The 18,597-nt window shown below is 66.1% G+C and carries 17 protein-coding genes; 10 read left to right on the forward strand and 7 right to left on the reverse strand.

What is annotated here, in order from left to right:
- The first annotated feature begins 207 nt into the window (after positions 1 to 207).
- Positions 208 to 1,005 (forward strand): SDR family NAD(P)-dependent oxidoreductase, encoded by a 798-nt coding sequence (locus P6281_RS07095; protein WP_008254948.1) that lies wholly within the window; start codon positions 208 to 210, stop codon positions 1,003 to 1,005.
- 52 nt (positions 1,006 to 1,057) lie between these two features.
- Positions 1,058 to 2,074 (forward strand): dihydrodipicolinate synthase family protein, encoded by a 1,017-nt coding sequence (locus tag P6281_RS07100; RefSeq protein ID WP_201408041.1) that lies wholly within the window; start codon positions 1,058 to 1,060, stop codon positions 2,072 to 2,074.
- A 62-nt stretch (positions 2,075 to 2,136) separates the two neighbouring features.
- On the opposite strand, the gene mbp1 is transcribed toward P6281_RS07100, so the two are convergent.
- Positions 2,137 to 2,376: a microaggregate-binding protein 1 gene (gene mbp1 / locus P6281_RS07105; protein ID WP_009957715.1), complete on the reverse strand. Its 240-nt coding sequence runs from the start codon at positions 2,374 to 2,376 to the stop codon at positions 2,137 to 2,139.
- A 264-nt stretch (positions 2,377 to 2,640) separates the two neighbouring features.
- On the opposite strand from mbp1, the gene P6281_RS07110 reads away from it, so the two are divergent.
- From P6281_RS07110 to P6281_RS07135, 6 genes are read left to right on the forward strand one after another with little or no spacing between them, the layout of a single operon-like run.
- Positions 2,641 to 3,465: an enoyl-CoA hydratase gene (locus P6281_RS07110; RefSeq protein ID WP_009957714.1), complete on the forward strand. Its 825-nt coding sequence runs from the start codon at positions 2,641 to 2,643 to the stop codon at positions 3,463 to 3,465.
- Between the two features lie 19 nt (positions 3,466 to 3,484).
- On the forward strand, positions 3,485 to 4,687 hold the full coding sequence (locus P6281_RS07115) for an amidohydrolase family protein (RefSeq protein WP_201407336.1): 1,203 nt from the start codon (positions 3,485 to 3,487) through the stop codon (positions 4,685 to 4,687).
- A gap of 22 nt (positions 4,688 to 4,709) precedes the next feature.
- On the forward strand, positions 4,710 to 6,335 hold the full coding sequence (locus P6281_RS07120; protein WP_014384115.1) for an acyl-CoA synthetase: 1,626 nt from the start codon (positions 4,710 to 4,712) through the stop codon (positions 6,333 to 6,335).
- Positions 6,332 to 7,162, forward strand: coding sequence for an amidohydrolase family protein (locus P6281_RS07125; RefSeq protein ID WP_008254960.1), 831 nt, complete (start codon positions 6,332 to 6,334; stop codon positions 7,160 to 7,162). The genes P6281_RS07120 and P6281_RS07125 overlap by 4 nt, the downstream gene beginning before the upstream one ends.
- Before the next feature lie 2 nt (positions 7,163 to 7,164).
- Positions 7,165 to 8,217 carry an acyl-CoA dehydrogenase family protein gene (locus tag P6281_RS07130; RefSeq protein ID WP_009957710.1) on the forward strand — a complete coding sequence of 351 codons (1,053 nt, stop codon included), beginning with the start codon at positions 7,165 to 7,167 and terminating at the stop codon, positions 8,215 to 8,217.
- A complete protein-coding gene (locus tag P6281_RS07135; RefSeq protein ID WP_014379618.1) occupies positions 8,217 to 9,410 on the forward strand; it encodes an acyl-CoA dehydrogenase family protein in 1,194 nt (397 codons plus the stop codon). The genes P6281_RS07130 and P6281_RS07135 overlap by 1 nt, the downstream gene beginning before the upstream one ends.
- Before the next feature lie 12 nt (positions 9,411 to 9,422).
- On the opposite strand, the gene P6281_RS07140 is transcribed toward P6281_RS07135, so the two are convergent.
- From P6281_RS07140 to P6281_RS07155, 4 genes are all read right to left on the reverse strand, one after another.
- Positions 9,423 to 10,664 (reverse strand): amidohydrolase family protein, encoded by a 1,242-nt coding sequence (locus P6281_RS07140; protein WP_201408043.1) that lies wholly within the window; start codon positions 10,662 to 10,664, stop codon positions 9,423 to 9,425.
- Positions 10,665 to 10,747: 83 nt separating this feature from the next.
- Entirely contained in the window at positions 10,748 to 11,893 is a 1,146-nt protein-coding gene (locus tag P6281_RS07145; RefSeq protein ID WP_009957706.1) for a thiolase family protein, read from the reverse strand.
- A 154-nt stretch (positions 11,894 to 12,047) separates the two neighbouring features.
- Positions 12,048 to 13,262, reverse strand: coding sequence for a CaiB/BaiF CoA transferase family protein (locus P6281_RS07150; RefSeq protein WP_036458572.1), 1,215 nt, complete (start codon positions 13,260 to 13,262; stop codon positions 12,048 to 12,050).
- Between the two features lie 22 nt (positions 13,263 to 13,284).
- Positions 13,285 to 14,493 (reverse strand): cytochrome P450, encoded by a 1,209-nt coding sequence (locus P6281_RS07155; protein ID WP_008254970.1) that lies wholly within the window; start codon positions 14,491 to 14,493, stop codon positions 13,285 to 13,287.
- Between the two features lie 90 nt (positions 14,494 to 14,583).
- On the opposite strand from P6281_RS07155, the gene P6281_RS07160 reads away from it, so the two are divergent.
- A complete protein-coding gene (locus P6281_RS07160) occupies positions 14,584 to 16,080 on the forward strand; it encodes an aldehyde dehydrogenase family protein (protein ID WP_080587985.1) in 1,497 nt (498 codons plus the stop codon).
- Positions 16,077 to 17,282, forward strand: coding sequence for a cytochrome P450 (locus P6281_RS07165; protein ID WP_009957701.1), 1,206 nt, complete (start codon positions 16,077 to 16,079; stop codon positions 17,280 to 17,282). Before P6281_RS07160 ends, P6281_RS07165 begins: the two co-directional genes overlap by 4 nt.
- Here P6281_RS07165 and P6281_RS07170 read toward each other — a convergent pair whose 3' ends face one another.
- Both P6281_RS07170 and P6281_RS07175 read right to left on the reverse strand, forming a co-directional pair.
- Positions 17,283 to 18,125, reverse strand: a complete 843-nt coding sequence (locus P6281_RS07170) for an SDR family NAD(P)-dependent oxidoreductase (protein ID WP_014379622.1) — start codon at positions 18,123 to 18,125, stop codon at positions 17,283 to 17,285.
- A complete protein-coding gene (locus tag P6281_RS07175) occupies positions 18,122 to 18,595 on the reverse strand; it encodes an SRPBCC family protein (protein WP_324738683.1) in 474 nt (157 codons plus the stop codon). The genes P6281_RS07170 and P6281_RS07175 overlap by 4 nt, the downstream gene beginning before the upstream one ends.
- Between the last annotated feature and the right edge of the window lie 2 nt (positions 18,596 to 18,597).

An 18,597-nucleotide genomic window follows, 5' to 3' on the forward strand; every position in this document is an offset into this window, starting at 1 on the left:
TACGGGCACCTCCATCAAAATCTGTTTCGTGCATGAGGTCTGCCGGCCGTGTTGCCGGTAAAATCGAATTTACCGGCTCTTCGGTACTGACCTGCGTATACGCTTTCGTGTCGTAATTTCCCTCTGCTACTGTAATACCTATCGTAGGCTTTTTGGTAAATCGGCTGGACAGGCGAAAATGGCCAGGTTAGAGCTGCGGGTCAAGCAATGGATCTAGGGCTGGCAAACGCCGCCGCGGTGGTGGTCGGCGGTAGCCGCGGCATGGGTTTGGCCACCGCGCGCTGCCTTGCCGACGAGGGGGCCCGGGTAGCGGTCGTCGGGCGCAGCCGTGACGCGCTGGATTCCGCGGTGACCGATCTCACGCAACGGGGTAGCCCGGACGCCCTCGGGCTCGTCGCCGATATCGGCGACGACGCCGCCGTCGGCACGGCTTTCGGTGAGCTTTCCCAGCGCTGGGGCGGCGAACTCAACGCTCTGGTCATCACGGTGGGGCCGGGCGCCGCGGGTACCTTCGAGGATTTGACCGACGACCAATGGCGTCAGTCGGTTGAAGACGGGGTGCTGGGCATGGTGCGCTGTGTGCGGGCGGCGCTACCGCTGCTGCGTAAGGCGCAGTGGGCGCGGATCGTGAACTTCTCGGCGCACTCGACTCAGCGACAAAGTGTCATGCTGCCCGCGTACACGGCGGCGAAATCGATGCTGACGAGCGTATCGAAGAACCTGTCCCTGCTGCTGGCCAAGGACGAGATCTTGGTCAACGTGGTATCGCCGGGCAGCATCGCATCGGAATCACTGGTCGGCTGGGCGAATTCGGTCGGCGTCGACGGCCATGATCCCTATGCCCTGATGGAGGCCATCGGCAAGCATTTCGGTCATCCCGCGCACATGCCACGGGCGGGCCTCCCCGAGGAAATCGGCCCGGTCGCAGCGTTTCTCGCCTCGCGCCGCAACTCCTACATGACCGGAGCCAACATCAACGTCGACGGCGGTTCGGACTTCACCTGACTTCCCTGACCGTGGGTCGAAGAAATCGATTGGCAGACAGAAGGAGTCGACTGTGGCTACGGCAGCAGAGGCACGCGCGTGGGCGCCCGGCGCATTGCGGGGGATCGGTGACTCCCTCTACACCCCGTTCTGCGGGATCGACGGCGACGACATCGACTGGGACGCCTACCGGACACTGGTGCGCTACTGCGTCGGTGATCTCGGGCACCCGATGTTGTGGTGCACCAGCGGCATTGCCGAATTCTGGTCGCTGACCCTCGACGAGCGGAAACGCCTGCTGGAGGTTGCGGTAGAGGAGGCGCGCAGCATCAATCCCGGTGTGGTGGTGCAGGCCTGCACGGCGGCGATGTCGGCGAAGGACTGTTTGGATCTGACTCTGCACGCCCAGGAAGCGGGCGCCGACATCGTCTACATCCAGACGCCGATGATGGAGGCCCACGGCGGCGAAGGCGTGCTCCGCTTTTTCCAATACGTGGCTGCGCGCACGAATATCGCTCTGGGCATGTTCAATTCGCCGTCCTCGGGCTACGTGTTGACGCCGGCCGAGAGCGCACGCATCTACCACGAGGTGCCCGCGGTGTGCGCCACCAAGGAGGGCGCCTTCCGGCCGGCGGCCAGCCGCATGCTTCATCAGCTGGCGCCCGGTCTGGCCGTGTGGGAATGCGACAAAACGGTGTACCGGGCGGGGTGGCTGCGCGACGGGATCGTGTGCCCGGCGCAGCTGGGTACCTCGGGCTACCTGTTCGAGACGCCCGAGCGGCGATTGTTCTCCGAGTATTGGGATTTGGTGCAGAGCGACAAGCTCGTCGAGGCCATGGACTACGCCCGTGAATCCGGGTTGGATCAGTTCGACCTCGACGTCGGATCGTGGTGGACGTGCTATCCGGGGCGCGCGGAATACTTCACCCACTGGGGCGGCGCGTTCAAGTACGCCGCGTCGCTGCTGGGTTTGCCCATCGGCGCGTATCCACATTCCCGCCCGCCGCAGGCCGAATTACCCGCGGAGGCGAAGGCCCAGATCGAGCACGCCTACCAGCGCCTTGGTTTGATCCAAACGGTGTTGCAGTAGAAGGGATTACCACGCGAAGCGAGCCCGGTTAGGAACCGGGCCCGCTCGCTCAGTCCGACCGTTTACTGCTGTTCGGCCCGCTCGCGCTGCTCGTACGCCTTGGCCTTGCCGCGGGCCTTATCGGCGGCGGCTTCCTTTTTCCCGGCGCTGCGCTGCGCGTCCGCCTTGTCCTGCTGGGCCTTGCCCTCTTCGATCAGGTCGTTGTGGCCGATGATGATGCCGATGACCTGCTTGGTCCTCCCGAGGACGTCTTCCACGATGCCCCGGACGAGTTCGACCGGTCCGCTCTTGGTGTCAACCATTGCCTCTCCTTCCCCCATGTGATGATCGGCTCCTCTACGCGTTCCCGATCCCGGGGTCGACGCAAACATGGGTCAGCGTGTCGATCGCCACATCCCCGTCGCCGCCCCTCGGCCTAGGGGGTGATCACGGCGCCAAGCGGACGCCCAAAATCGCTGTTTAGTCGCCGTTCACGGGGGTGTGGACGCAGTTGTGGAATGCGGTACCGATAGGTATACAGTATGGGTACAAACTCGCCAGTTGGTCAGCTATGAGGGGACGGTCATATGGGCGCCGCCGACCGTGTGGTCACCGATGAGGCGGTGCTGTATGAAACCACCGAAACCGGTGTTGCGGTCGTGACCTTCAACCGTCCCGAGCGCCTCAACGCCTGGGGCCCCGACATCTCGAGGGGCTTCTACGCAAGCATCGACCGCGCCGAAGCCGACCCCGCGGTGCGGGTGATCGTGTTGACCGGTGCCGGCAAGGGATTCTGCGCGGGCGCGGACCTGGGTGGCGCGGGATCCATCGACGAAAAACTCGGCGACGGCGACACCGACGTCACCAAGCTGGTCGGCGACCGCCACCCGCATTTCCTCACCGAGCTGCGCAAGCCGATCATCGCCGCGGTCAACGGCGCCTGCGTCGGGATCGGCCTGACGCACGCCCTGATGTGTGACGTCCGGTTCGCGGCCGCCGGAGCCAAATTCGCCACCGCGTTCACTCGGCGGGGCTTGATCGCCGAGTACGGCATCTCCTGGATCCTGCCGCGGCTCGCCGGCTGGGGCGCGGCGATGGACTTGCTCTTGAGCGGGCGCACGTTCTTCGCCGAGGAGGCCGCGCAACTCGGACTGGTCAAGGACGTCGTCGCGCCCGAACAACTGATGTCGCGCGCCCTGGCATACGCCGACGACATCGCGCGCAATTGTTCACCGGCGTCGCTGGCGGTCATCAAGCGGCAGGCCTACGGCGACGCGCTGCGCGATGTCGCCGATGTCAGCGCCCGCGCCGAAACACTCATGCACGAGTCGCTGCTGCGGCCCGACGTTGTCGAAGGCATCACCAGCTTCCTGGAGAAGCGGCCACCGCGGTTCCCGCCATTGGCCACCTAACCAGCCGGAAAGGAACATCATGACCACCCTGAACTATCGAGCGATCGACGTCGACAATCACTACTACGAACCGTTGGATTCGTTTACCCGCCATTTGGACAAGCGGTTCAAACGGCGCGGTGTCCAGATCGTCAGCGACGGCAAACGCAGCTGGGCCTTGATGGGCGACCGCATCAACCACTTCATCCCGAACGTCACCTTCGACCCGATCATCGTGCCGGGCTGCCTCGACCTGTTGTTCCGCGGCGAGATCCCGGAAGGCGTCGACCCGGCCTCGTTGATGAAGGTCGAGCGGCTCGCCGAGCACCCGGAGTACCAGAACCGCAACGCCCGGATCGCGGTGATGGACACCCAGGACATCGAGACGGTGTTCATGCTGCCGACGTTCGCGTGCGGAGTTGAAGAGGCGCTCAAACACGACATCGAGGCGACGATGGCCTCGGTGCACGCATTCAACCTGTGGCTCGACGAGGACTGGGGCTTCGACCGTCCGGACCATCGCATCATCTCCGCCCCGATCATCTCGCTGGCCGATCCGGTCAAAGCCGTCGAAGAGGTCGAGTTCGTGTTGGCGCGCGGCGCCAAGCTGGTCCTGGTGCGGCCCGCGCCGGTGCCCGGGCTGGTCAAGCCGCGGTCGCTGGGCGATCCCAGCCACGATCCGGTGTGGGCCAGGCTGGCCGAAGCGGGAGTGCCGGTGGGATTCCACCTCTCCGACAGCGGTTACCTGGCGATCGCAGCGCTGTGGGGCGGGAAATCGACTTTCGAGGGCTTCGGCGCGAAGGATCCGCTGGATCAGGTGCTCCTGGACGACCGGGCCATTCACGACACCATGGCCTCGATGATCGTGCACGGCGTGTTCACCCGCCACCCGAAACTCAAGGCGGTCAGCATCGAAAACGGGTCCTACTTCGTGCATCGGCTGATCAAGCGCCTCAAGAAGGCGGCCAACACCCAGCCCCAGTATTTCCCCGAGGACCCGGTGGAGCAGCTGCGCAACAACGTGTGGATCGCCCCCTACTACGAGGACGATCTGCCGGAGCTGGCCGAGGTCATCGGCGTCGACAAGATCCTGTTCGGTTCCGACTGGCCGCACGGGGAAGGACTCGCATCGCCGGTGTCGTTCGCCGAGGAGCTGAAGGGCTTCAGCGAGTCCGATGTTCGAAAGATCATGCGAGACAACGCCCTAGACCTCCTAGGCGTCCAAGTCGGTTCGGCTGCTTGATTACCGGGGCGCGGTTACTTCCGTGAGCGAATGGACCATCGGCGCGGTGCTCGACGAGATCGCCGCCGTCATTGGCGACCGGACGATGACGGTGTGCGGCGACCGTCGCAGCACCTTCGCCGAGTCGGCGGACCGCACCCGCCGGCTGGCGAACTTCCTGGCGAGCAAGGGATTCGGCGCACACCGGGAGCGGGCGGAACTGCAGAACTGGGAATGCGGGCAGGACCGGGTCGCGCTGGTGATGCACAACGATCTGTACCCCGACATGGTCATCGGGTGCCTCAAGGCCCGGACCGTCCCGGTGAACATCAACTACTACTACACCCCGCGCGAGGTCGGTGAACTTCTCGATTACGTACAGCCCCGGGCGGTCATCTACCACCGGGCGCTGGGCGCCCAGTTCGCCGACGTCCTCGCCCGCGATGGCGCGGACTTGCTGATCGCGGTCGACGACGGCAGCGAGGCCCCGCACCTACCGGGTGCGGTGTCGCTGGAAGACGCCCTGGCGCAAGGGGATACCGACCAGCGCGTCGTCGGGTCGCCGGACGACCTGCTGATGATCTGCACCGGCGGCACGACCGGCCGGCCCAAGGGTGTGCTGTGGCGGCAGTCCGACATCTATGTGTCGTCGATGGTGGGGGCAGACCACGCCTGCGCTGAGGAGATTCACGACAAGGTGCGCGGGGCGGCCGGGGCGCCGTGGTTCGCCGTGTCGCCGCTGATGCACGCCGCCGGCATGTGGACGGCGTTCTCGGCGATCATGGCCGGCACGCCCGTGGTGATGTACGACACCGGCAAAAAGCTCGACCCCCGAACGGTTCTCGAAACGGCGCAGCGCGAGAAGGTCGGCTTGATGACCATGGTCGGCGACGCCTACGCGGCGCCGCTGGTGACCGAACTGCGCCGCGGCTCCTATGACCTGTCGTCGCTGTACGCGATCGGCACCGGCGGCGCCGCGACGAACCCGAAATACCAACGCGCCCTGGTGGAGTTGATCCCCCAGGTCACGGTGATCAACGGGTACGGCTCGTCGGAGACCGGGAACATGGGATTCGGCCACAGCCGGCGCGACACGCAAACCGACACGTTCACCCTGCGGGAGGGTGGACTGGTCCTCTCCGAGGACTACACCCGCTTTCTCCGTCCAGGCGAGGCCGAGGTGGGCTGGGTCGCCAGGGAGGGACGAATCCCGTTGGGGTACTTCAACGATCCCGACGCAACCCGCAAGACCTTTCCCGAGATCGACGGCAAGCGGGTGGTGATATCGGGCGACCGCGCCGCGCTGGAGGCCGACGGCACCCTGCGGCTGTTCGGCCGGGACTCGCTGGTGGTCAACACCGGCGGCGAGAAGGTCTTCGTCGAGGAAGTCGAAGAGGTGCTGCGCGCCCACCCGGCGATCGCCGACGCGCTGGTGGTCGGGCGCCCCAGCGAGCGCTGGGGAGAAGAACTCGTCGCCCTCGTCGAACTCCGGGCAGACGCCGCCGCGACGGCAGACGAGCTGCACACGCTGTGCACCACGCAACTGGCACGGTTCAAGGCGCCCAAGGAATTCCTGTTCGTCGAGCACGTCCAACGCTTGGGCAACGGCAAGGCCGATTACCGTTGGGCGAAACGTCACGCAACAGCAAAGGCGCCGATGTCCACATGAAAGCAATCGATTGCCTGGTCAACGTGCACTTCGGCGAGACCGAGAAGCAACCGACCTGGATGCTCAAGGTGCGTGACGACTACTTCAAGGGGCCGGAGTCCATGTTCGCGCCCGTCGAGCTGACCGAGTTGCTCGACGAAATGGACGCGCACGGCGTGCGCAAGGCCATCCTGATGGACAACCTCGCCAAGCCGTCGGTGACGGCGCGCAAATTCGTCGAGGACAAGCCCGAGCGGTTCGCCCTGGCCATGGGCGGGGTGAACCTGCTGCGGCCGATGCCCTCCCTGCGGGAGCTTACTGCCGTCGTCAACGACCTGCCCGTGGCGTATGCGGCTGTGGGGCCGAGCTTTTGGGGGGACGGCCAGTACCCGCCCAGCGACGCCGTCTACTACCCGCTCTACACCAAATGCGCCGAGCTCGAGCTTCCGCTGTGCATCAACACCGGCATCCCCGGGCCGCCCATCCCCGGGGAGGTGCAAAATCCGATCCACCTCGACCGGGTGTGCGTGCGGTTCCCGGAACTGAAACTGTGCATGATCCACGGCGCGGATCCCTGGTGGGACATCGCGATCAGGCTGCTGATCAAGTACGCCAACCTGCGCCTGATGACGTCGGCGTGGTCGCCGAAACGGTTACCGGAGAGCCTGCTGCACTACATGCGGACGCGCGGTAAGGGCAAGGTGATCTTCGGTTCCGACTGGCCCGTCCTGAAAATGCACCGCGTCGTGCCCGAGGCCGCCGCGTTGGACTTGCCCGCCGACGTCCTCGAAAACTATCTCTACAACAACGCCCAGGAATTCTTCTTCAGTGGCCAGGAGGAACGCTGAGTATGGACCGTTACGAACTACGTAGGCTCGACTACAGCCTGACGTCGGATCATGAGGCGTTGCAGGCCGCGTACCGCGATTTCTTCAAGACGCATTGCCCGATCGAGACCGTGCGCGCCGCGGAGGAGACCGGCTTCGACAAGAACCTCTGGGAGCGGTTGTGCGCCATGGGCGCAACCACGATGGCCGTGCCGGAATCCGCGGGCGGAGACGGCGCGACGCTCGTCGACCTGACGCTCGTGGCCGAGGAGATCGGCCGGTCGCTGGCGCCGGTGCCGTGGATCGACCAGGTCTGCGCCGCGCGCCTGCTGGCCCGACTCGGCGCGGCGGAACCCGATGTGGTCCAGGGCACGCGACTGGCCGCGTTCGATCCCCAGCACGACAGCGCCTCCGGGGCGCGGCTGCTGCCCACCGGGTCGATCGCCGACCAGATCGTCGTGCGCGACGGCGAGGACGTCGTCGCGCTGAGCTTCGGCACCCGCCCGGCGAAGGTGGACAACATCGGTCGGCTGCCGATGGCCTGGGTGGATCCGGCCACCGCCGACACCCGAACCGTCCTGGCCAGCGGCCCTGGGGCGGCGGCGGAATATCAACGCGCGCTGGATGAGTGGCGGGTGCTGTCGGCGGCCGCGTTGGTGGGCTTGGTGGAAGAGACCATGACCATCGCCGCCGAGTTCGCCAAGACCCGCTACACGCTGGGCGTGCCGATCTCGACGCTGCAGGGCATCTCCCATCCACTGGCCAACATCGCCATCACCGTGCAGGGCGGCCGCAATCTGGCGCGGCGCGCGGCCTGGTTCCTCGACAACGAGCCCGACGAACGCCCCGAGTTGGCGCCCTCGGCGTTCGTGTTCATGGCGGAAGAGGCGCCCAAGGCCGCGACCATGGCGGTGCATGTGCAAGGCGGTCTTGGTGTTTCGGCGGAGGCGGCCGCGACGGCCTATCTTGTGCGTGCCCGCGGTTGGGCACTGGCCGGTGGGGATCCCGGGGCCAGCGCGAAGTACATCGGCGAACTCGTCGCGGCGCGCGAAGGCAACTCGAGGAAGGGCGCATAGTGGATTTCTCACGTGTCACGCTGTCCGACGACGATCGGCGTTTCCTCGACGAAGCACGCGAATTCCTGCGCACCCATGTGACCGAGGACGTCAAGCGCCGGGACCGCGAGACCGGCGACAACTTCGACGAAGGGGTGCACCTGGCGCTGGGCGCCGCCGGATACCTGGAACGCGAATGGAAGCCGGAAGCCGAAGGCGGCTTCAGCCGCGTGCATCGCCGCATCTGGGAACTCGAGAAGCGGCGCGCCCACGTGCCCTGGGTGACCTGGGGCACCACCGCCATGGTGGCGCGTTCGGTCGCGCGGTTCGGGTCGAGCGAATTGCGGGACGAGGTGCTGCCGGGCGTCTTCAGCGGGCACGTTCGGCTGTGCCTGGGCTACACCGAACCCGAGGGCGGATCCGACATCGCCACCTGTAAGACCCGCGCGGTGCGGGACGGGAACGGCTGGATTATCAATGGCTCCAAGATGTTTACCACCGGTGCCCACAACTGCCGGTACGTTTTCCTCATCACCAACACGGACCCGACTGCCCCCAAGCACAAGAGCCTTACCATGTTCCTGGTCCCGCTGGACTCCCCGGGCATCGAGATCCAGGGCATCCGCACCGTCGATGGCGATCGCACCAACATCGTCTACTACAGCGACGTGCGCGTCGACGACAAGTACCGGCTGGGCGACGTGAACGCGGGCTGGACGGTGCTGCGCGAGCCGCTCAACGTCGAGCACGGCGCGGTGGCGGCCGCCCCCGACGGGCTACAGGACGTGTCGATCATGATGCATCAGGCCGGGTTCATGGCCGACGCGCTGGACAAGGCCGCGGGTAAGGTGTCAGAGCGGGATCCGAACGGGCGCAGGCTCATTGACGATGCGGCGGTGGCGTACCGGTTGGGGCGCAGCGCCGCGCGCATGGAAGCGGCGCTCAGTGCGCCCAGCATTTTCGGCCGTGTCGCCCTCGCGCAGACGATGCGTGACATCTCCCCGGACCTGATGGACATCCTCGGCACGGCGTCCGCGCTGCCGATCGGCACCGACGGCGCGGCCGACGACGGCGCCGCGGAGTACGTGTTCAGGTTCGCGCCGCTGGTCGGGATCTACGGCGGCACCCTCGAGGTGTTCCGCAACATGATCGCGCAGTACGTGCTGGGCCTGGGCAAGCCGGCCTACGCGCCGGTCGCGCAGAAGGCTTCCTAGCGCTCGGCGGGCTTAACCTGTGCCGGCGAGGGCGGGCGGGTTGACGGCGTCCGGGTCGGGGTTGGTGATCGGCAGGCCCATGAACCGGCGCGCGTTGTCGCCCATGAAGTCATAGGTGCGCCGCTCGTCCATGTTGTCGGCGTATTTCCAGAAGCCCTTGGGTTCGGCGAGGCCTTCGGGGTGCGGGTAGTCGGAGCCGAACAGCACCCGGTCCCATCCCACCGTGTCGACGACGTCGGCCACGCAACCCTCCCAGAACGGGCTCACCCAGATGTTGCGGCGGAACACGTCGTGGGGATGCTCCGGGAAATTCTGTGGCATCTTCTTGTATAGGTCTTCAAAGTCGTTGAACAACGGGAAGATCCACGAACTGCCGTTCTCGACGCTGGCGATGCGCAGCTTCGGGAACCGGGTCAGGGTCCCGTGGCAGATCAGGCTGGTGATCATGTCGGCAATTTCGCGGTGCCCCAGCACCATCCAGCGAAATGCGCTCATGGCCATGAAATTCTGGGTGTGGGGCGGTTCCCACGTGCCGACGTAATCGTCCAGCGGAGGGTAGCTGGCATGCAGCACGATCGGCAGGCCCGCGGCCTCGACATCGCGCCAGAACGGGTCGAATTCGGGCAGCGCCGGCGACCGCCAGCCGTGGACGCCGTTCACGGGACCCGGTTTGATCAGCGCGGCGCGGACGCCGTTGGCCAGAAGGTAGTCCAGTTCGCGCTGCGCGGCGTCCACCTCGGACAAGTTGATGATGGGTGTGGAGAAGACGCGGTCGGCGTAGTTGTAGGTCCAGTGTTCGGCCATCCACTGGTTCAACGCGTGGATGATCGCCAGTGTGAGCTCGGGGTCGTCGGCCGAGGAGTGCTCGACCAGGCTGGCCAGCGTGGGGTAGTTCAGCGCCTCGACGACACCCTGGCGGTCGAGTTCGGCCACCCGATCGACCGGGTTACGGGTCGCGGCCGGCGCCGCGATGGCCGGTCCCTGCATCTCGCGCAACGTGAGGCCCTCGGTGTTTTCCCCGGCGAAGAACTTCTCGTGCGCGCCGGGGGCGGCGACGCGTTCGAACGTCGGGTTGGGGATGAAGTCACTGACCTTGTTGTTGATCACGATGCGGGTTTGCCGCCCGATCTGGGCGAATTGGACGGCCCGCGAATACCTTTCCGGAAGGTACTTCGTCAGCGCTTCGGGCGTTTCGTACATGTGCTGGTCGGCGTCGAAGATCGGCGCTCCGGTGAATTGGGTGGATTGAGCCACGGGGATAGGTGCCCTTTCTTGCGTGAGCAGACACAAAAGCACGGAACACACCGGCGAGTCGGGTGCTTTGGTGTCTGCTCGCGCTAGGTGGTCAGGATGGTGGCCGCGGCGGTGCCGGGCGCACCGTAGAGCTGAGCGAATCCGACGCGTGGTTCACCGGCCACCTGACGATCGCCGGCTTCGCCGCGGAGTTGGCGCACCAGCTCGTGAATTTGCCGCAGGCCCGACGCCCCGATCGGTTCGCCGTTGGCGATCAGCCCGCCGTCGGTGTTGACCGGCATCGAGCCGGTGATCTCGGTGGCGCCGTCGGCCAGCAGCTTCTCCTGCTCGCCGTCGGCGCAGAAACCGCATTCGGCCATGTGGATGATCTCGGCGCCGGCGTCGGTGTCCTGCAGCTGAATGACGTCGACGTCTTCCGGTGCCACACCGGCCTTTTCGAACGCGGCCTTGGCGGCATACACAGTCGGCGCCACGTCCTCGTCGACCGGGGCGAAGGTGGTGTTCACCTCGTAGGCGCCGTAGCGACGGGTGCGTACCTCGACCGCCCGCACGAAGATCGGCTTGGCGGTGTAGCGGTGCGCGATGTCGGCGCGGCACATGACCACGGCGGCGGCGCCCTCGTCGGGCGCACAGAACATGTACTGGGTGAGCGGGTAATTCAGCATCGTCGAGTTGAGGATCTCGTCTTCGGGAATCGGTTTGCGCCGAAACGCGTTCGGGTTCCGCGCGCCGTTGCGGAAGTTCTTGGCCGCCACCTTGGCCAGCGTCTGCTGGGAGATGCCGTGCTCGTGCAGGTAGCGGTTGGCTTTCATGCCGAAGAACTGGGTGGTGAGGTACTGGCCGTTCTCGGCGTACCAGCGCGGCATCCCGACCAGGGCCGGGTCCTCGGTGAACGCGCCGCGCGGATGCTTGTCCAGGCCGATGGCGATTCCGATGTCGTAGTCGCCCAACCGGATTCCGTCGGCGCAGGCCTTGGCGGCGCTGGCAGCAGTCGCGCAGGCGTTGAACACGTTGGTGAAGGGGATGCCCGAGAGCCCGACCATGCCGACGATGGCATCGGGGTTGGCGACGGTCCAGCTGCCCCCGGTGGCGGCCTGGATGTCCTTCCACTGCACGCCCGCGTCGTCGACCGCGAGCCGAATCGCGTCGACGCCCATCTCCATCGCGGACTTGCCCTCGAAGCGACCGAAGGGGTGCAGGCCCACGCCGATGATCGCGACGTCATTCATGGCGCCACTCCTCCTCATCACTTCGTTTTGCATCGTCGTCGGCGCGATTCATGCGCGCCACTCCTCCTCATCACTTCGTTCTGCATCGTCGTCGGCGCGATTCATGTGCGCCACTCCTCCTCATCACTTCGTTTTGCATCGTCGTCGGCGCGATTCATGCGATGGCTCCTGAATCTTTGAGTTCGGCGATGCGGTCCCAGTCCATCCCGAGTTCCATCAGGACGATTTCGGTGTGCTCGGATGCTTGCGGGGCCCGGGTGGTGACGAGCGGTTCGTGGTTGAACTGCACCGGCCCACGGACGACCTTGAACGGTGCACCGCCGTCGTTGGACTCGACTTCGACGATCATGTCGTTGGCGATGGCTTGCTCGTCGTCGGCCAGATCGAGGAGGCTCTGAAACGGCGCCCACTGGCCTTTCATCGTTTTCAGGTGCTGTCGCCAGTAGTCGAAGGGCTTGCCGGCGAAGGCCTTTGCGATCAGCTCGGCGGCAGCGTCGGCGTTTTGGATCAACGGCAGCACGTCGCAGAAGCGGGGATCGTCGGCCGCCTCGGGGATGCCGAGGTGCTCGAAGGTGTCGCGAATGTAGCCCGTCGGGCTGACGATGCACAGGTTGATCGTGCCGCCATCGGAGGTTAAGTAATTGCCCAGGAAGGGATTCACCGATGCGGCCGCGGATCCGGGCATCGGGGTGCGCATGACCTCGCCGGTTTCCATGCCCTGCGTCACGCTCGCGCCCGCCGCCCACCACGCCGTGCTCAGCAACGACACGTCCAGCTCGAGCGCTTCGCCGGTCCGCTCGCGGTGCAGCAGCGCGGCCGAGATGCCACCGGCGATGAACATGCCGCCAATGGAGTCCCCGAACGCGGGAATGCCCTGTCCCAGTGCACCGCCCAACTCCTCGGGGGTCAGCGCGTACCCCACCCCGCTGCGCGTCCAGAACGCCGTCCCGTCATAGCCCCCGACGTCACGCTCGGCGCCCTTGTCGCCGTAGGCCGAGCCGCGCGCATACACGATGTTCGGGTTCACCGCGCGGATGTGCTCCACGTCGAACTTGTGCTTCTGCCGCTGCGCGGGCATGTAGTTGGTCAGGAACACATCGGCGGACTTGGCCAGTTCGTAGATCACATCCTGACCGCCCGGCGTGGAGACGTCGATCCCGACGCTGCGCTTGCCCCGATTGGGATGCTCTATCAGCGGATGCCGGTCGGGATTGAGCTGGAAGCCACCCATGTTGACGAAGCCACGCTGAGTATCGCCGCGCGCCGGATGCTCGACCTTAATGACGTCGGCACCCCAGTCGGCGAGGATCGCGCCGGCGGCGGGGACGAACGTGAACTGCGCAACCTCGAGGACCCGAAAGCCCTGCATTACCTTGACCATTCCCGGGACCCTACTTCGCGTCGAACGTAACCGGAAGCGCGGTCGGCGAACGGAACGGCTGACCGTGGACATGCGGATCGTCATCGGTGAGCAGCTTGATGTTGGTCACCCGATCCAGCAGGCATTCGAGCGCGACCCGGGTCTCCATGCGCGCGAGGTGCAGACCCAAGCAGGTGTGCTCCCCGGCGGCGAACGAGATGTGCGGCACGTGCGCACGGAAGATGTCGAACTCTTCCGGGCGCTCCCAGCGGTGTCCGTCGCGATTCGCCGAGCCGATGCAGAGGTCGACCACCGAGCGGGCCGGGATCGTGACCCCTTCCAGTTCGGTGTCTTCGGAGGTGAACCGCTGCACCGTGGTCAACGGCGTCTCGAAGCGCAGGCCCTCCTCGATCGCCGGTGCGATCAGGGTGCGATCGGCCTGCACCGCGGCGAGCTGCTCGGGGTGGGTGAGCAACAGGAACAGCAGGTTGCCCGAGGACCGATAGGTGGTTTCCAGCCCGGCGGGCAGCAGCAGGCGCAGGAACGAGTAGATGGCTTCGTCGCTGAGCTTTTCGCCGTCGATCTCGGCGGTGACCAGGTCGCCGATGATGTCCTCGGTCGGCTCGGCCCTGCGCGCTTCGATCTGCTCGAGGAAGTAGTCCTTCAACGCCGCCGACGCTTCGAAGGCGCGTTCGTATTTGACGGCGTAGCTGATCAGTTCGACCGCGCGTCGGTGAAACATGGGCAGGTCGTCTGCCGGCAGACCCAACAGGGTGGCGATGACCCGGGTGGGAAACTCGAAGGTGAATTGGCGGACCAGATCGGCCCGGCCGGAGTCGATGAACTCGTCGATGAGGGCGTTGCAGATCGGCCGGACGACGGTGGGTTCCCAGCGGGCCAGGGCCTTGGACTTGAACGCCGCGGACACCAGGTTGCGGTGGTCGCGGTGTTTTTTGCCCTCCATCGCCAGGATGGTCGGCCCCATGAACAGGCCGATGGTGGTGTCGTACATCGCCGAACTGAACACCCGGCCGTCACGAAACGCCTTGTTCACCGCGTCGAAGGACACCGCCGCGAAGGACCGCTTGGGTCGCAGCGACTCGGGGGTCTTGGAGTAGTCCATGACGGTGCCGTGGAAAACCCCGCCCTCGCTGCGCTTCCGCGCGAAGTAGGGGTACGGGTCGCGCAGGTAGTCGCCCGGCTTGTCGCCGGTGACGGCATCCTGAAGCTGACTTTCCACGGCTGCTCTCCGGCTCGGGTACACGGTCGTACTGTAAAGATTACAGTAGACTATATCGACGCGGCTACGGCTGCCGTAAGCTGTGCAGCCATGGGTTCAGTTGGCCAACAGGTTGACGGTCCGGCGGGGCGGCGGCAAGCCGATTTACGGGCGATGCTGGACCGGCAACGGCGCTCCTTTGTGGCCGAGGGGCCGCCCACCGCCGCGGTCCGGCGCAACCGTATCGATCGGCTGATGGCGCTGCTGCTGGACAACAGCGACGCGTTCATCGATGCCATGGCCGCCGACTACGGCACCCGGTCCAAGGCGGCCTCGTTGTTCACCGAGATCATCGGGATCACTTCTGTGGTCGAGCACACCAGATCCCATGTGGCGCAATGGATGCGTCCGGCCAAACTGATGCCCGCCGCGCGGCTGTGTGGCCTGCGGGCCGAAGTCGAGCCCACCCCGCTCGGCGTCGTCGGCGTGATCGGTCCGTGGAATTTCCCGGTCAACCTCGTGGTGCTGCCCGCGTCGGCGGCGTTCGCCGCCGGCAACCGGGTGATGATCAAGATGTCGGAGATCACCGCGCATACCGCGGATCTGATGGCGGCGACCGCGCCCAAGTACTTCGACCCGGCCGAGCTCGACGTGGTCACCGGTGGCGCCGACGTCGCGGCCGCCTTCGCGGCGTTGCCGTTCGATCATCTGTTCTTCACCGGCTCGCCGTCGGTGGGTGCGTTGGTCCAACGCGCGGCCGCCCAGAACCTCGTTCCGGTGACCCTGGAACTGGGCGGCAAGAACCCGGTGGTGGTTGCGCCGGGCGCCGACATTGCGCGATCGGCGGCGCGCATCGCGCGGGCCCGGATGGTCAACGGCGGACAGGTATGCGTCTGCCCCGATTACGTCATGGTGCCCGACGACCACCTCGACAGCTTCGTCGACACCGCCCGCGAAACGTTGCGCGGGATGTTCCCGACGGTGATCGCCAACGCCGACTACTGCTCCAGCGTCAACCAGGCCAATTTCGACCGAGTGGTACGACTGATCGACGACGCGCGGGCACACGGCGCCCGCGTGGAAACGATTGGCCCGGAGGGCGAGTCGCTGCCCGACCGCGCCAGCCGCAAAATTGCGCCCACCATTGTCCGCGACATCGACGACCGGATGCGGATCGCCGACGAAGAGGTCTTCGGCCCGGTGCTGACCGTCATGGGCTACTCCCGTCTGAACGAGGCAATCGACTACATCAACGGGCGGCCGGCGCCGCTGGTGGCGTACTGGTACGGTCCCGACGACGAGAATTTCCGCAGCTTTGTCCGCAACACCCGCAGCGGCGGCGTCGCCCGCAACGACTTTGCGGCGCAGATGATCCCGTCCGCGGCGCCGTTCGGGGGAGTGGGGCGCAGCGGGATGGGCGCCTATCACGGCAAGGCCGGGTTCGACACCTTCAGCCACTACCGCACCGTGGTCGGCAATGACCTGCCGTTCAGCATCACCGGAACCGCGGCGCCGCCGTTCGGCAGTTCGTTGCGGTTCTACGCCAACACCGCCCTGCGAATCGCGCGGGCCCGCACGCACCGCCGACTCAGGAAAGTTGCGAAATGACCGTCGCCGAACTGGAATTCGACCCGTTCTCGGAGGACTTCTTCAACGGGCCGTACGAAACCTACCGACGGATGCGTGAGGAAGCCCCCGTCTACTACAGCGAACGGTACGACTTCTACGCGCTGAGCCGCCACGTGGACGTCGCCGCGGCGTACAAGAACTTCGAGACGTACTCGTCGGCGCGCGGCGTGGACCTCGCGGCTGTGCGCTCCGAGGAACCGATGGGGCACAAGTCGATCATCATGATGGACCCGCCCGAGCACCGGCACATGCGCGGCCTGGTCAACAAGGTGTTCACGCCGCGCGCGATCGAAGCGATGCGCCCGCTGGTGACCGGACTGGTCGACCGCTATCTCGACGCCACCGACCCCGCGGGATTCGATGTCGTCCAGGATTTCTCGGCGTTGTTCCCCGTCGAGGTCATCACGACGATGCTCGGGGTGCCGGAAGAGGACCGTCAGCAGATCCGGCTGTGGCTCGACACGTTCCTGCACCGCGAGCCGGGCGAGGTCGAGATGTCGGAGGCCGGCGTGCAGGCCGCCACGCAGATGGCGATCGCCTACTACCAGTTGGTGAAGGAGCGCAGGGCCGCCCCGCGCGACGACATGATCAGCGCCCTGGTGGCGGCCCGCGTCGAGCGCGAGAACGGTGAGCTCACGGCCTTGGACAACATCGAAATCGCCCAGTTCGCCGTGCTATTGGGTGGGGCCGGCGCCGAGACGGTGACCAAGCTGGTGGCCAACGCGGTGGTGCTGTTTGCGCGCCATCCCGAGCAATGGCAGAAACTGCTCGACGACCGCAGCAAGGTCCCCGCGGCCGTCGAAGAGGTGCTGCGCTACGAATCCCCGAACCAGTACAACGTGCGCTGCTCGCGCGAAGACGTCACCCTGCACGGCGTCACCATCCCCGCCGGCAAGCCGGTGTTTTTGCTGCTGGGTTCGGCCAACCGTGATCCCGACGCGTGGACGAAGCCAGAGGTCTTCGACATCGAGCGTGACCGCACCGAGGCGCAGAACCTCGGATTCGGGTACGGGATCCACAGCTGCCTCGGGGCGGCGCTGGCACGCATGGAAAGCTCTGTCGCACTGCAGAAGCTGCTCGATCACATGCCCCGCTATGAGGTGGACTGGGCGGGCTGCCGTCGTGTCAACATGCAAAACGTCGCGGGCTGGAACAACGTCCCGGTGCGGGTATTGCCGTAGTCAGGCGCCGGCGCGCCCCGAACGCGAATTCGTCACCCTCGCGGCATAGGCCTGCACCGCGGCGTAGTGCGCGCCTAGCAGCCGGGGCATCGCCGCCATCACGCGCCCGTCAGGGCCGATGAGGATCCTCGCCCGGTTCTTCTCGGCCCCACGCAGAATGAGGCGGGCGGCCTTCTCGGGGGAGGTGATTGCCGCGCGCGCAAAGAGTTTGGCCGCCTGGTCGGGGTCCTCCGTCTCGGCGGCGCGCATGTTGGCCCCGAAGTTGGTTTTGACCACCCCGGGGTGCACGCAGTGGACGGTCACCGGGTGACGTTCGATGATCATCTCTTGGCGCAGCGCCTCGGTGAAACCGCGCACCGCGAACTTCGCGGTGCTGTAGGCGCCTTGGTAGGGCACCGCGATCAACCCGAAGGCACTGGACAGGTTCACCAACCGCGACGGGTGCTGGCCGGAACCGGCCTCGACGAGTTGCGGCAGGAAGGCCTTGGTGCCGTTGACGACCCCACCGATGTTGATGCCGATGAGCCAGTCGAAATCTTTCCACGACATGTCCGCCACGCTCGCGAACAGGTCGACTCCGGCGTTGTTGAACAACATCGAGGCGGGCCCGAGTTGCCGGTGCACGTCTTCGGCGAAGCCCAGCACCGCGTCCCGGTCCGCCACGTCGACCCGGTACGGCGTGACCTGGCCGGGTGGGCACGCTGCTTGCGTCTCGCTGAGGCCCTTTTCGTCGATGTCGGCGGCCGCGACATGCGCCCCGCCGCGAGTGAGGGCCTGCGTCAGTGCGCGGCCGATGCCGGAGCCGGCGCCCGTGACGACAGCGATGCGCCCGTGATAGTTCATGGATTCCCTGCCTCGACAATCGTGCGGATCCGGTCCACCGAAAGTTCGAGGTTCGCTTGAAGATCTTTACGACGATCCCGGATGAACAAGAAGAGGCGCTCGAACGCCACTGCGGCCCATGGCAATGGGACACACATCCGGACGACTTCGGTGAGGCGCGATGTGCCGGCGGTGGAGCCGGGTTCGATGAGATATGTCCACTGCGTCCAGTCCCCGCCCATGGCCTGAACGACGAACGAGAACCGTTGTCCCGGTGCGGCTTCGGCGACGACCGCTTCGGTCCGCCACCGCCCCAGCCGCCTTCGGTTCCAGGCCCGAAAACGGTCCGGAGCCAGCCGCTGGGCACGCACGGTCTCCGGGCTCCACTCCGGGATCCGCGTGACGTCGGAGACGACGGCGTACACCTGTTCCGCGGAGGCTCGCACCTCGGTCGATGCCGTCAGCGTCTCGTCCTTCTGCAGCAATGACATCG

The organism is Mycobacterium sp. 5-140-3-2 (assembly GCF_035666375.1).
GTDB classification, from domain to species: domain Bacteria; phylum Actinomycetota; class Actinomycetes; order Mycobacteriales; family Mycobacteriaceae; genus Mycobacterium; species Mycobacterium intracellulare.